Raw genomic sequence first — 14,167 nt, 5'->3', positions numbered from 1 at the left:
GAGAATAACAGCTCTACCAATACAAGCCGTCACAGGGAATAGTGAATGACCCCACGGACCGGACCAGCTATCAATTGAATGCTTGTAGGGGTAATTTTTAATGAATTTTTTATTTGGCTTAATCGGGATTTCGGCCCTGCTCTTATGTGCCGTATTATTATCAGAAAACCGTCGGTTAATTAATTGGAAAACTGTGTCGCGTGCTTTATTACTTCAAGTGAGCTTCGCCGCGTTGGTGCTTTATTTTCCGTTGGGGCAAGCTGCACTTACCGGTTTAAGTAGTGGTGTGTCAAGTTTGCTCGGTTTTGCTGATGAAGGTATCCGTTTCTTATTTGGCGACCTTGCCAACACTGGCTTTATTTTTGCGGTTCGCGTTCTTCCTATCATCATCTTCTTCAGTGCTCTTATCTCTGCGCTTTATTACTTAGGGGTTATGCAAAAAGTCATCAAGTTTATCGGTGGGGGAATCCAGAAATTTCTTGGCACCAGTAAAGCGGAATCTCTTGTTGCTACTGGTAATATCTTTCTTTCCCAAGGTGAGTCCCCGCTTCTGGTTCGTCCGTTTCTTTCTAAAATGACCCGCTCGGAATTATTCGCTGTCATGGCTGGTGGTATGGCGTCGGTGGCTGGCAGCGTTTTAGGTGGCTACGCAGGTTTAGGTGTTGAGCTTAAGTATCTGATTGCGGCAAGCTTCATGGCGGCGCCGGGAAGTTTAATGATGGCAAAAATCATTGTTCCTGAGCGCGACGCTCCCATAGAGCAGTGCGATATTGAGATGGATAAAGCCCAAGAAAGTAACGTGATAGATGCGTTAGCAAGTGGCGCGATGAACGGCATGAAAGTCGCCGTTGCCGTAGGTACGATGTTAATCGCTTTTGTCAGTGTGATTGCGATGGTCAATACTGGTCTGGAAAGTTTAGGGGAGTTGATTGGCTTTAGCGGCATGACTTTACAAGCACTGTTTGGCTATTTGTTCTCACCGCTTGCTTGGGTGATTGGTGTTCCAACTAACGAAGTCTTGATGGCCGGTTCATATATCGGCCAGAAGATCGTGATGAATGAGTTTGTTGCCTTTATCGACTTTGTTGAACATAAAGCGCTCCTTTCAGAGCATACTCAAGTCATCATTACCTTTGCCCTTTGTGGTTTTGCCAATATTGGTTCTATTGCGATTCAACTAGGATCGATTGGCGTAATTGCACCAGAGCGCCGATCTGAAGTGGCAAACCTTGGGATTAAAGCGGTATTAGCAGGTACGTTAGCGAATCTAATGAGTGCTTGCTTAGCGGGCATCTTCATCTTGCTCTAGCCCAAGCTAAGTGCACTATCAAAAACCGAGTCGGGAACGCTCGGTTTTTTGTTTAACCAATGACGTGATGGTTATGCATGGTATTGTGCTAGGAAAGGGAGATGAAGTGCTGTCTCCCATCCAATATCCAGATCTGCATATGCTTCATGGACACAATTTAATTACTACTGATGGAACGACATTACTTGGCGCAGATAAAGCCGGTATTGCAGAAATCCTTTCTGCTGTTGCTGAGTTGATTGCCTGTGATGTCAAGCCCGTGATTAAACCTATTCGTGGCGGCACCGATGGGGCGCGTTTAGCATTTATGGTCTCTCTTGTCCGAATATATTTACTGGGGGGGATAATTTCCACTGCATTCACGAGTTTGTCTCTATCGAGTCGATGGAGCAAGCGGTTAAGGTAATTGTGACCTTGGCAGAAAAAACGGCGTTAAAAAACCAATAAGTCATCATTGCTACGCTGATATTATATTGAAATTCATATACCTTTAGAAGTAAAGGGTTAGCAACGAGTTTCAAAATGAAAAGGTTTTTATTGCTGTTATCGCATATAGTCTGTTTAGGTTTGGGTTTCGCGATTGGGATTTATGCGTTGCCCATTCTTATTCAGCCGCTGCCTCCTAGTGTGAATGATGTCCAGCATGTTTCTGATCATGCTGTCTATACTGGTACTTTTCAGCGTGCGCGGAAAGACAGCGACTTACTACATTGGGGCGCAGGCTCACTTTCTATCAATGAAGAACAAGTTGCTTTTATTGGTGAACTCGCTCCTGGCCCCGATTATCGACTGTTTTTTTCCCCTACGTTTATCGAAACGGAGCAAGACTTTATTGCTCAAAAGAACACGATGATTGAAGTCGGTGAAGTGAAAAACTTTGATCGTTTTACAATGATGTTGCCTGAAGGTTTCCCAATTAATGACTACAACACTGTGGTGATCTGGTGTGAAACCTTTGGCCAATTTATAACGTCTGCTCGTTACCAATAGCAAAGACTGAGTGCTCGATGATAAGATTTGGGCGCGATTGAATGTGATATGGTTACATTGAGAGGCATCGCCAGTGTTTTTTATAAAATATTAGGAGTACCGAGTGGAGAAAGTACAGCTAGTTATTGATTTTCTTCTGGCTTATAAGTTGGTGTTTAGTGCACTGATTATTATCATTATCTCACTAGTAAGGCGACTTGTACTGTCAAAGATCCGTGGTGATGTTGCTTTTGTGTCGGAAGAACAACGTAATTGGATGTCTCGTACTAAAAACGGCACCTTCATTTTTACGGTATTGACGCTATTTATTTTATGGCAATCAGAGATCAGTGAGTTTGCCTTCTCGGTCGCGGCGATCGCTGTTGCGATTGTTGTGGCATCAAAAGAGATCATCTTATGTTTTACTGGGTCTATTCAACGTGCAAGCTCACGCTCTTTTCGCATCGGTGACTGGATAGAAGTTGGCAAAACATGTGGTGAGGTGATTGAACACAACATCATGGCGACAGTGATCCAAGAAATCGACCTCCACCATGGTCAATATCACTACACGGGAAAAACCATCACATTGCCTAACAGTATGTTTTTCACTTATCCGGTGAAAAACCTTAACTTTATGAAGCGTTATGTCTTTCACAACTTCTCTATCGTGGTGAGAGATTTCGTCAATTTGTATCCACTGTTACCAACTCTGCACGAAAAAATTGAGCATCACACCAATTATTTCCACGATGTGGCTACAAGATATAACAGTATGATTGAAAAGCATGCAGGTGTCGATCTGCCGGGGTCTGAAGCGCACATTCATATTACAAGTGGTATTACAGGGGAGCAATTTGTTCATATCATGTTGTTCTGCCCGACCGATAAAGCCGTTCACCTTGAACAAGAAATACGCTCTGATTTTATGGCGCTGTATGAGCAACGTTTTCCAACGCCGTTAGCCAGCTGATTGTGCAGTGAAGGTACTGTTATCCTCATTACATTGCTGATACCCCCTTGGCTCTGTGGGACCCTGTAGGGACAAAAGAGTCGGTTCAAAATGCCAGCGCTGATTCGATTCGTGACTTTTACCAAACTTGGTATCAGCCACAATATGCACAAATTGTGATTAGTGGGGACATAACTCGCGAAGAGGCGAAGGCGTTAATTGAAGCGAAGTTCGCCAGTTGGTCGGCAAACAATCAGGCATCAAACAAACGTAATCAAGACATCGTACTCAAGGTTGACGATTATGTCGCTGAAGTCGGCCAATATGACTCGCCAAGCATCAGTGTTTTGATTGATAGAGGAACGTCAATCGTTAAGTTACGTGGTCAACAGCATCAATTGTGGCTTGATGAACTTGCTCAATCGCTGATTTTCAATCGTCTTGACAAAGAATTCAATGCTGCTGCGATCCCCTTGCAAGGACTTGTCGTCACAAGTGATTATATTAACTACCGCCGTTACACCTATTTGTCAGCGGCTTTTGCAGAACAAGAGCATCAACAAGCTCAACAATTGGTTGTCTCTACACTCGCAGCGCTGCGCGATTTTGGTGTCAGTAAACAAGAGTATCAAACTGGTTTAGCAGGTTATGTTCTACAGGCAGAGAACCTTGATTACAATTGGCAACAGCAAAGCACCATTGACGCGGTACAAAGCATGGTCGCTTCAATAACGCAGTCGAGCGCAAATCAATCTAAAGCCGACTATCAACGCAGTTTAGATGAATTTTTAGCGCTTGCGACGCCTGAACGGATCAATCAACGCATTCAAACCCTGCTGACTCAAGAGAAAGTACTGCTTCTGGCAGCAGAGAATGATCAAGCGGTTGCCACATTGACCAAACAGCTCCCTCAACTACGTGCGAGCTTTGATATTGCTGGGGTGGAACCCGTGATGTTAACCGCTCAAGTCGATCAGTTGAGTAATCCCTTAAGTGGCGGTGATATTGTCAGTAAAGATCAACGACCAGGTTTTACTGTGTGGACACTCTCCAATGGGGTAGAAGTGTGGTTTGAACGTGATAAAAACGCAGGCGATTTCGTCCATATGGTTTACATTAGCCAGGGTGGCAAAGCGGCGTTAGATAGTGAACTGTATGCAGCTCATGGGTTAGCTCCGAGCGTGATTAGTCGAAGTGGTATCGGTGAGTTCTCTGGCAGCGAATTTGATGCGTTTCTGACGCGGCAGTCGATTGAGGTGTATCCATTTGTCGGGCTGAGTCATCATGGCCTTGAGGTCGGTACTACGAAGAAAAACCTCGCAGATTCACTTAATGTTATCTTCAACGCGGTGACTAACGCGAAGGTTGATACTCGACAGCTTGAGGTGGTTAAGCGTGAGGTGATTGAAGAGCGACAAAGCGACCTAGAAACCCCTATCGGTCAGTGGAATAAAGCGATTAACCAAAACAGTTACCTGCCATCAAGTTTCCATCGTATGACCACCGCGCCTGAAGTGGCGATGGTCAATGACGCGCAAATTCACCAAGTGTACCAACAACTGTTTTCGGTCAACCGTAACAACAAGCTGGTGGTGATTGCTGATATGACGGAACAAGAGCTTGAACCTTTAATCAAGTATTATGTCGGGGCCATTCCACTGCAACAGGGCAAGGCAGCTAAACTACTGGCTGATTATCAGCGTAGTCCGCAAGCTCGTGTTGATATGCCGATCTACAATGAAGAGAACAGTTTCTATCTGCTACGTTCAACCAATCCTAATGCATCGATAACAACGGCACGTCTTGCATTTATTGACGATATGATTCAGCGCTTACTTGCCAAGCGCCTGAATGACTATGTGCGTGAAGAACTTGGCCTAGACTATGCGCCTGATGCTTACAGTATCTCACTCGATGGGGAGGCCAGCACTGATTGGTTCATCGAGGCTCAAGTCGCACCGCAAGATATCGACAAGATTGATAAGGCTGTCGCTAAAGTGATGCAAGGCCTTCTAGATAACGTAACGCAGCAAGATGTTGATCTGGTTGCCAAACAACTTGCTGTGGCGCTTGATCCTTTAGCGGATGATCCTGTTCAACGCGCTTGGTTTTATGCGCGGTACTTGGTTCATGAGTATGGCTTAGAGGCATTGCAAGATGTTGACATGATGACACAGTCAATAACGCTTGATGAGATACAAGAGCGGATTGAAGAGTCATTTGGGCGCGCGAGCTTGATAACTAAATACACGCTCACGCCTAAAGCGTAATCTAACCCTAAAAGCAGCGACCAGTCGCTGCTTTTTTAATGCTTAGAATGACTAATTTAATGTTTAAAATGACTGCGCTGAATGAAGTGATGGATTTGCTCTAGAGTAGCTGAGCCGTAGATTAAGCTCGTGTGACTATTGTAGATCTCTATATGATCAGTCATGCCAGGAATTTTAGTTTCTTCAACGGTGACGGTGCCATCCGAACGTTTTTGATCGCCCTGAAGCAGTATTGAACGCGCTCCTATTGGTAGGGTGCCCGCAATACTGCCAAGTTTCTGAACAAAATCCCACTCTTCTTCGTGCTCGGTTAAACCAAAATCAGGGGCATTACCAAGAATAACGCCCATTCCTAACTCTTCGATGCGTGATGCGATGGAAGCGCCTTGCAGAGGAGAGCCTATCGCGACCACATGTGAAATTTTGCGAACCGATGGACGTCGTGCCTTGAGATAGTGTTTGATAATCAGGCCGCCAAGACTGTGGCCTACCAGTACATTGGGCTCTTTTAAACTCAGTGCTTGGTCAATATCACTGAACACGCGTTGCTCATCAATGGCCAAGCTATTATAGGTTAGCACTTGAGTTTGATAGCCCATACCACTGAGTTTATAACTAAGTGGCTTCATTACCATTCCGTGCATATACAGACCGTGTAAGATAATGACTTTCATGCGACTCTCCCGATAACCTCTTAAACAGTATCTAATCACTTTCACAGGTGAAAAGCATTAAAAACTGTTGCGCTGGATGCAACTTTTTATCGGGCTAGCCGTATGGCAGCGCCCGCAGAGATTAAAGGACCGGATTATAACGGTGTGCTGACTTCATCAACCAAATATAACAACGATTGATAGGGGATGCCGCTATGGTGAGAGAGCCCAATTTCACAGGTTCGACTGTTACTAAAGCCACGAGAGCAACCTGACGGAACTTGCTGTTTTAATGTGTCTACCGCCGCTTTATTGAGCTCTGGGGTGATGAAGCCTTTGTCCCCCGCCCAGCCGCAACAAGAGATGTGCTCAGGAACAACCACGTCAGTAACACATGCTTTTGCAAGGACTAACATATCGTTTTCTAATCCCATACGACGTGAGCTGCAGGTGACATGGAGCATAACGGTTTCATCTTTAGGTAAAATGGCCAAATGCTGCAAAAGATATTTAGAGACAAAACCTGTTGGTTCGAGGATTTCCATCGGTTTGCTGAAGGTCTCGATGCTTCGCTTGGCACATGGACTGGTGTCGATCAGTACAGGGTATTCGCCTTCGTAGCTAGCTTGCCATAAAGCATTCTCGAGTTGTTGGGCTTTTGATGCAGCGATCTCCTTCATTCCTTTGCTGTCGTACGGCATACCACAGCACTGGTCATTGAGCTTGTCGGGAATGATCACTTCAAATCCCGCCTTTTTAATAAGTGACAGTGTCACTTCAGTCAGACTACGTTGATCTTGCGCATCGGATTGCTGGCTCATGGTACGAGAAGCACAAGAGGGCAGGTAGACCACCTTTTTATCGGAGCGAACCAGCAACTCCATCGACTTTTCAAGTTTATGGCTGTTGGCTTGCGGTGTTTCTGGTAGCCAAATAGGGGTGGTGTTGCCGCTGAGCTTGCGAATACTGTTGGTCAGGCCTGCCACCGCGCGCTCGCCGATCACATTAACCGCAATCTGGTTAGCTTTGAGAGAAGCGCGAGTGAGTGAGGTCGTGGTAGCGAAGTGATCCGCCGTCCATTTAGCGATCGGGGTGAACTTTTGATACTTAGCGGTGCGCAGCTGTTTAATTAAATCGCCGGTGTTAATCCCAACTGGGCAGCGTTCTGCACACAGGCCAGTTGCGGCGCAGGTATCAATACCTTGGTACTCGAAAATCTGTTCAAGTTCTGTTGCTGCTGTCTCTTCACCAGCCGCTCGGCGGCGCTGTAATTCTCGGTATAAAACAATTCGCTGACGTGGTGATAGCGTGAGCGTCCGAGACGGGCAAACTGGTTCACAGAAGCCACATTCGATACAACGGTCAACCAGATCGTCAGCGGCGGGCATTGGTTTCAAATTTTCAATATGCGAGTGTGGATTGTCATTTATAATCACGCCTGGATTAAGTAAACCTTGTGGATCAAACAGGGCCTTGATTCTCTGCATTAGCTGATAACCATCTTGTCCCCATTCGAGCTCGACATAAGGCGCCATATTGCGACCAGTTCCGTGTTCGGCTTTTAGTGAACCTTGGTACTTAACCGCAACTAACTCGGCGACATCATCCATGAACTGACCGTAGCGATTTATCTCTTGCTGCGAATCAAAGCCTTGAGTAAAGACAAAGTGTAAGTTGCCCTCAAGGGCGTGACCAAAAATGATCGCTTCGCTGTAGTGGTACTTGTCAAATAGTGCTTGCAGATCGCGCACGCCATTGGCGAGGTTTTCAACTGGAAATGCAACATCTTCAATGATCACTGTCGTGCCAACTTCACGAACGGCGCCCACCGCTGGGAACATGCCTTTGCGAATTCCCCAAAGCGTCGCAACCATGTTGGCATCTAAGGTGAAAGGCACGGACTCGATGATGGTGTATGGCGACAATGCCGCGAGAATTTGCTCACACTGGACATCAATACTAGCTTGTTCGCTGGCGTGGGTTTCAACCAAAAGTGCGGCAGCTTCAAGGTCAAGGTGTTGAATAAACTTTGGCATGCCGGGTTTATCGGCAACGGAGCGCAGCGCACGCCCATCCATTAACTCGACCGCTGCGACAGGCGTTTTTGATAGTGTGGTGACCGCTCGACATGCTTCTTCAATGTTGGCAAAAACTAGAAGTGAAGAGGCTTTGTAATTGTGTTCAATTACGGTGTTATAAGTGATTTCAGCAATAAAGCCTAACGTCCCTTCAGACCCGATCATTAGGTGTTCAAGGACTTCAATTGGATCGTTAAAATCAACCAACGCATTCAGTGCATAGCCGGTGGTATTTTTAAGACGATACTTGTGGTGAATGCGGTCACTGAGCTCAGTATTCGCTTGAGTTTGTTCCACCAGTTCGGTTAATCCTTCAATGATGTCTGGACGTGCAACTCGGAAGGCGGCAATGCTGTCAGAGCAGCCAGTATCAAGCAGAGTTCCGTCGCTAAATACCACTTTGATACTGTCGAGGGTTCGGTAGGAGTTTTGCGCCGTGCCACAGCACATGCCGCTGGCGTTATTAGCCGCGATACCACCAATTTTGCAAGTGTTAATCGATGCCGGATCGGGGCCAATTTTTCGTTTGAATGGGGCAAGGTATTTATTGGCGTCAGCGCCAATCACGCCCGGTTGCAAAACGATTTTATTACCGTTATCAAGAATTTTATGACCGCGCCAGTCATCGGTTAATGTGATGAGCACAGAGTCGGATACCGCCTGACCAGACAAACTGGTACCTGCGGCGCGAAAGGTAAAGTGAACGTTCATCTCGCGGCAACATTGGATAGCGTAAGTCACCTCATCGAGACTGTTTAACCGCAGCACAATCTTTGGAACCAAACGATAGAAACTGGCGTCAGTACCATAAGCTAAACGTTTTGCTTGTTCGGTGATGATGCGTTTAGCTTCAATCTCGACGGCGAACAGTGACTCAAGTTGTTGATAGGCATTATCGTTAATGTGCTGCGACATGTTGGCTTCCTTGTGCTTGCTACTGACGTTATATTTTTTTGCTGTCAGTAGTAAAAAAGTGTCACAGCGTAGTTGGATTTTCTGTGACACCTTGTTGATTTATTAAATGTTGACCAGTGACTGGCGATTTAGATCGTGAATACTTTTCGCACCAGTTAGCGTCATGGCAACGCGCATCTCTTTTTCATACAGGTCGAGTAAGTTTTCGACGCCAGCTTGGCCTTGAGCGGCAAGCGCATAAATAAACGATCGTCCCAGTAAGGTACAATCAGCGCCAAGTGCTAGCATCCGTACCACATCTAGTCCTGTGCGGATCCCTGAGTCAACAAATATCTTCAGATCGCCCTTTACCGCATCCGCAATATTAGGTAATGCCTTAGCGGTTGAAAGCACACCATCTAACTGACGACCACCGTGGTTGGAGACCACAATGCCATCTGCGCCAAAAGTGACAGCATCTTTAGCGTCTTGCTCATCCAATATGCCTTTAATTACCATGGGGCCGTCCCAGAACTCACGAATCCACTCAAGATCTTGCCAAGAGATCGAAGGATCGAAATTATTGCCTAGCCAGCCAATATAGTCTTCAAGTTTGGTCGGCTCACCGCGGTAAGTGGAAATATTACCCAAGTCGTGTGGCTTACCAAGCAAGCCAACATCGACGGCCCAGCGAGGGTGACGTATGGCCTGGAAGACTCGGCGCATTGCCGCGTTTGGCCCGCTCATTCCTGAATGCATATCGCGATAACGAGCGCCAGGCACTGGCATATCGACGGTAAACACAAGAGTTGTCACGCCAGCAGCTTTAGCGCGCTCAAGAACATTTTTCATAAAGCCGCGATCTTTAAGTACGTACAGTTGGAACCACATCGGACGCTCGATAACAGGTGCGACTTCTTCAATCGGGCATACAGATACCGTAGACATGGTGAATGGGATGCCTTTATTTTCGGCGGCTTTGGCTGCTTGAACTTCACCACGCCTTGCATACATACCTGTCAAGCCAACTGGGGCAAGCGCGATCGGCATCGCAAACTTTTCACCAAAAATTTCTGTCTCAAGACTAAGGTCTTGCATGTCTTTCAGTACGCGTTGTTTTAATGCAATTTCGGCAAGATCCTCGGTGTTCTTCCTTAGCGTGTGTTCACCATAAGATCCGCCATCAATATAGTGAAAGAGAAAAGGAGGCAGTTTTGCTTTGGCTGCAGCACGATAATCAGTAGAAGCAGAGATGATCATAATTCAATCCTATTAATGGGTTATACGACACCTTTCTGTTGATGGCTTAGTATGGTCGACATCTGAAAGGGGCGGCGCTAATACTCAGGTTTTGCTAGCGTGTTCACATTCGCAGGCTTTTGTTAGGCGAGAAGAGTATTAACGCCATCAGTCATTACATCAGTGCGTCGGTAATATGTAGGCCGTAGATAGCAAACAGACCGATAAGACCGGTGACAAACAAATAATAAATAGTTGGAATGATGGTTTTACGTAATGTAGCGCCTTCACGGCCAAGTAGGCCCACCGTCGCTGACGCTGCAACCACGTTATGAATGGCTATCATATTGCCCGCTGCCGCACCAACCGCTTGGAGAGCAACCACAACGGCACTTGAGATAGTCAACGTTTGCGCAACCTCGAACTGGAACTGACTAAACATCATATTAGACACGGTGTTTGAACCGGCGATGAAGGCGCCTAACGCCCCGACAGTGGCACTGAGTGCAGGGAAGGCATCACCAACTAATCCGGCGGCGAAGTTTGCTGTCGTGACCGGCATACTGGCCAAATCGGCGCCATTAATACCTGAATTAATAAAAATTCTCACCATTGGAATAGTGAACACTAAGACAAACCCTGCGCCAATTAAGGTCTTACTCGATTCACCAAACGCTTTGATTAATGGAGTGGCACTGCGCGACTGCAGTACAACGGCAACCAGTGCTACGAACACTAAGATACCACCGGGTAAATACAAAGGTTGGATGGCGGTACTAATACCCGTTTCACCTAAAATGTTGTTAAATGAGAGACTTACACTTGTCAACATCGCTTTGAAATCGGCGCTAACTCGGCTTGCAACCAGCACGATAGCAAGTAGAACATAAGGAAGCCACGCCAGTGCCATCGCCATTGGTTTGCCTTTTACGTCATCAAGTTCAATTTTGAGTGAACCAAGCCATTCTACTGGCCAGTTCTTTTCATCCTCAAAGTCCCAAGTTGATTTTGGCACAAGAAAGCCCCGTTTTGCTGCTGAGACAACAACAGACAGGCCAACCAAACCACCGATTAATGATGGAAATTCTGCCCCGAGGAAGACTCCCGTCAGTGCGTAGGGAATAGTAAAGGCTAGGCCGGCAAATATCGCAAACGGCAGAATATCGATGCCTTCTGTCCAACTCTTATTTTTGCCAAAGAAACGAGTAAGCATCATCGCCATAAGAACAGGAATCATCGTACCAACACAGGCGTGGATCAGTGCAACGCTTGAGGTGATTTGTTGTAGGTAGGCATCCCATGTTGAACCATTGGCCAACAGGGCTTGACTAATATTGTGTGTATCAAGGCCTTTGTTTACACCGACAATAATCGGCGTGCCAACGGCGCCAAATGATACCGGCGTTGATTGAATCATCATACCCATTAGCACGGCGGCCATTGCAGGGAAGCCGATAGCAACCAATAGTGGTGCGGCGATGGCGGCGGGCGTACCAAAGCCAGAAGCACCTTCAATAAAAGAGCCAAAACACCAAGCAATAATGATGGCTTGAACTCGTCTATCAGGGGAAATATTGGTGAATCCATTACGAATGGTCGAAATTGCGCCAGTATGTTTGAGCGTGTTGAGCAAGAAAATGGCACCAAATACGATCCATAGAACGGAAATGGTAATACCGAGTCCTTGAAATACCGACGCGAGTACACGAGTTGTCGACATGTCCCACGCGAACAACGCGATGACAACAGTCAGGCCGAAGGCGATCGGCATCGCCCGTTTTGCCGGCCAATTCAGTCCGACGAGAAGTATGGCAGCCACCACTATCGGTGAGAAGGCCACGAGAGCTAGCAGGGTTTCACTCATTGGTATGTCCTTTACATTCTTCAGTTAGGACTCTGGAGAGTCTCTTGGATTTTATATTTGTGATGAGTTTGTTAATTATAGGTGAATTTACCCCTTTATTTTTTATTGATATAGGGAAATAATGAAAATAATTAATTCCAAAAATGACATAATAAATGCGTGCAGATGACTTAATTCTTTTTTCCCAAGTGGTAGAGCTTGGCAGTTTTAGCAAGGTAGCTGAAATAAATAATCTTACAAATTCGGTAGTTAGTAAGAGAATCGCCCGTTTAGAGCAAGAAATTGGCGTTCAATTATTATATCGAACCACACGTAAATTAACGTTAACAGAAGCAGGTAAAGCGTTAACACATGGTGCAAAAAATGTGAAGCTAGCCGCTCAAGAGGCGATGGATGCCGTGTCGGGCTTTGGTGAGAACGTCAGCGGTCATATCAAAATGTCTGTTCCTTCGATTTCGGGAGATCTCATCCTGGCAGACGCCGTAGCAGAATTTTGCAATCTTCATCCTGGTTTATCAGTTGATATGTCACTCGACAATCGCTTTGTCGACTTAGTTGCAGGAGGCTACGATTTGGTCATTCGTACCGGATACCTTGAAGACTCAAGTTTAATTGCTCGCCATATCCTCGATTCACAATGGGTGGTGTGCGCCTCTCCCTCTTATATCGCCCGAAATGGAAAACCCTACGAACCGCAAGATTTAACCCAACATAATTGCTTGCAATACGCTTATCAAACTACAGGCGCATGCGAATGGGAGTTTAAAGCGAAAGAAGATAACTATATTGTCAGGGTCTCGGGATCGTTTTCGACCGATAACGCGACTGCATTAAGGAAGGCGGCACTGGGCGGGCATGGTATCGCCTACGTTCCAAGGTGCTTGGTCTATCATGATCTACGTAATGGGCAATTGGTTGATCTGTTTCCAGAGCAAGTGGGTAAGCGACTCGGGATCTATGCGGTCTATCCTTTTACTCGACAACCGCCGAACAAAGTCAAATCACTCATTGAGCATATTCGCACGCGATATTTAGCGATTTCTCATTATTTTTAAAAAAACAGCCGACGCATCCATGCGTCGGCTTTATCGGCGGCCAAACCGAATATACTTTTAGTTTAGGCGGCTTGTGTCGAGAATTAATGCTCGAGCGATGGCGATACGTTGACGCTGACCGCCAGAGAACTCATGCGGATAACGGTTAATTGAACGTGTATCTAATCGTACTTTTTCTAACGCCTTGCGTGCTCGGCTCATACGTTGTTTTCGGCATGATATATCCTTATTAATTAACGGTATAGGCGCCCTCCATGGCGGCGTTGTAGTGTTTAAGAGTCGAAAAATAGTGATGGGCTTTTTGCACGTTCTCGAGCTCTATCATCCACTCGGCACTGCGTTGTGAGCAGCAAAAGGCCGCAATGTGTTTGAGTAGATCTTCACATTGTTGGTGGAGAACCGTTTGTGTGGCATCGACAGCTCTAGATGACTCGATCGAAACAAACTGCAGATGCGCGTAGGTCTGATTGAGAAGATCAAACGTCTGCTGATGTTGGCCCATTTTATTTAAGATTTCAGATTGTGAGATGGCAGCACCACGTAAACCAGTTATTAGACATCTTAATTGGCATGGTTTGGTTGCTTGGTCTGTTACAGCATGTTGTAAGTGGTTAGGAAGATGACTTAAAACCAGGTCGTATAAATAGTGTGCTTCCGGCCAATGCCCTTGTTCTAAAAGTTGTTCGGCTTTTAGGTAGTTCGCCCAACACTGATGTAAATTCATACCTTTATTACTCCACCTACAAGTTATAATTACATTTAAATGCAATTTAATATCAAATGCAAATAAATATCATTTGTATCATGGGTGTGGGGATTTGTTTGAAATTTAGCCACTTAAACGTGAATTGGCTGTAAGTCACTAAAATATAATAAAAACTAAC

General features: G+C 45.9%; 10 protein-coding genes and 2 pseudogenes. 6 read left to right on the top strand and 6 right to left on the bottom strand.

Annotation, left to right across the window (positions count from 1 at the left end; all coding sequences use genetic code 11):
• Positions 1–100 precede the first annotated feature (100 nt).
• The 5 genes and pseudogenes from CDZ87_RS12620 (at position 101) to CDZ87_RS12600 (ending at position 5,500) form a co-directional block, all read left to right on the top strand.
• Positions 101–1,309: a NupC/NupG family nucleoside CNT transporter gene (locus CDZ87_RS12620; protein WP_100753861.1), complete on the top strand. Its 1,209-nt coding sequence runs from the start codon at positions 101–103 to the stop codon at positions 1,307–1,309.
• Between the two features lie 82 nt (positions 1,310–1,391).
• Positions 1,392–1,756 (top strand): annotated as a pseudogene (locus tag CDZ87_RS12615) (hypothetical protein); the annotation flags it as partial.
• Positions 1,757–1,831: 75 nt separating this feature from the next.
• Entirely contained in the window at positions 1,832–2,299 is a 468-nt protein-coding gene (locus CDZ87_RS12610) for a DM13 domain-containing protein (RefSeq protein ID WP_100753860.1), read from the top strand.
• A 103-nt stretch (positions 2,300–2,402) separates the two neighbouring features.
• Complete coding sequence (locus CDZ87_RS12605) at positions 2,403–3,251, top strand: mechanosensitive ion channel family protein (RefSeq protein WP_100753859.1); 849 nt, start codon at positions 2,403–2,405, stop codon at positions 3,249–3,251.
• A gap of 47 nt (positions 3,252–3,298) precedes the next feature.
• The gene (locus tag CDZ87_RS12600) at positions 3,299–5,500 is read left to right on the top strand and encodes an insulinase family protein (RefSeq protein ID WP_100753858.1); all 2,202 of its coding nucleotides are present in this window, start codon (positions 3,299–3,301) and stop codon (positions 5,498–5,500) included.
• A 56-nt stretch (positions 5,501–5,556) separates the two neighbouring features.
• On the opposite strand, the gene CDZ87_RS12595 is transcribed toward CDZ87_RS12600, so the two are convergent.
• The 4 genes from CDZ87_RS12595 to CDZ87_RS12580 all read right to left on the bottom strand — a co-directional run bounded on the left by CDZ87_RS12595 (position 5,557) and on the right by CDZ87_RS12580 (position 12,228).
• Positions 5,557–6,174, bottom strand: coding sequence for a lipase/acyltransferase domain-containing protein (locus CDZ87_RS12595; protein ID WP_100753857.1), 618 nt, complete (start codon positions 6,172–6,174; stop codon positions 5,557–5,559).
• Positions 6,175–6,308: 134 nt separating this feature from the next.
• A complete protein-coding gene (locus CDZ87_RS12590; RefSeq protein ID WP_100753856.1) occupies positions 6,309–9,146 on the bottom strand; it encodes an FAD-binding and (Fe-S)-binding domain-containing protein in 2,838 nt (945 codons plus the stop codon).
• Between the two features lie 102 nt (positions 9,147–9,248).
• Entirely contained in the window at positions 9,249–10,385 is a 1,137-nt protein-coding gene (gene lldD, locus CDZ87_RS12585; RefSeq protein ID WP_100753855.1) for an FMN-dependent L-lactate dehydrogenase LldD, read from the bottom strand.
• A 154-nt stretch (positions 10,386–10,539) separates the two neighbouring features.
• A complete protein-coding gene (locus CDZ87_RS12580) occupies positions 10,540–12,228 on the bottom strand; it encodes an L-lactate permease (RefSeq protein WP_100753854.1) in 1,689 nt (562 codons plus the stop codon).
• A gap of 155 nt (positions 12,229–12,383) precedes the next feature.
• Between CDZ87_RS12580 and CDZ87_RS12575 the strand changes: the two genes are divergently transcribed.
• A complete protein-coding gene (locus CDZ87_RS12575) occupies positions 12,384–13,283 on the top strand; it encodes a LysR family transcriptional regulator (protein ID WP_100753853.1) in 900 nt (299 codons plus the stop codon).
• A gap of 69 nt (positions 13,284–13,352) precedes the next feature.
• On the opposite strand, the pseudogene CDZ87_RS17235 reads toward CDZ87_RS12575, so the two are convergent.
• Positions 13,353–13,496 (bottom strand): annotated as a pseudogene (locus tag CDZ87_RS17235) (ATP-binding cassette domain-containing protein); the annotation flags it as partial.
• 16 nt (positions 13,497–13,512) lie between these two features.
• Positions 13,513–14,007 carry a hypothetical protein gene (locus tag CDZ87_RS12565; RefSeq protein WP_100753852.1) on the bottom strand — a complete coding sequence of 165 codons (495 nt, stop codon included), beginning with the start codon at positions 14,005–14,007 and terminating at the stop codon, positions 13,513–13,515.
• Positions 14,008–14,167 lie beyond the last annotated feature (160 nt).

It is taken from the genome of Vibrio salilacus, assembly GCF_002811245.1.
Classification (GTDB): domain Bacteria; phylum Pseudomonadota; class Gammaproteobacteria; order Enterobacterales; family Vibrionaceae; genus Vibrio; species Vibrio salilacus.
Note: the sequence above shows the minus strand (reverse complement) of the source record. Positions and strands in the feature narration are given on the sequence as shown.

Bases quoted from the DNA above. Each gene is read 5' to 3' on its own strand.
- CDZ87_RS12575 (WP_100753853.1), top strand. From the start codon at position 12,384: ATGCGTGCAGATGACTTAATTCTTTTTTCCCAAGTGGTAGAGCTTGGC.
- CDZ87_RS12580 (WP_100753854.1), bottom strand. From the start codon at position 12,228: ATGAGTGAAACCCTGCTAGCTCTCGTGGCCTTCTCACCGATAGTGGTG.
- CDZ87_RS12610 (WP_100753860.1), top strand. From the start codon at position 1,832: ATGAAAAGGTTTTTATTGCTGTTATCGCATATAGTCTGTTTAGGTTTG.
- CDZ87_RS12620 (WP_100753861.1), top strand. From the start codon at position 101: ATGAATTTTTTATTTGGCTTAATCGGGATTTCGGCCCTGCTCTTATGT.
- CDZ87_RS12565 (WP_100753852.1), bottom strand. From the start codon at position 14,007: ATGAATTTACATCAGTGTTGGGCGAACTACCTAAAAGCCGAACAACTT.
- CDZ87_RS12590 (WP_100753856.1), bottom strand. From the start codon at position 9,146: ATGTCGCAGCACATTAACGATAATGCCTATCAACAACTTGAGTCACTG.
- CDZ87_RS12595 (WP_100753857.1), bottom strand. From the start codon at position 6,174: ATGAAAGTCATTATCTTACACGGTCTGTATATGCACGGAATGGTAATG.
- lldD (WP_100753855.1), bottom strand. From the start codon at position 10,385: ATGATCATCTCTGCTTCTACTGATTATCGTGCTGCAGCCAAAGCAAAA.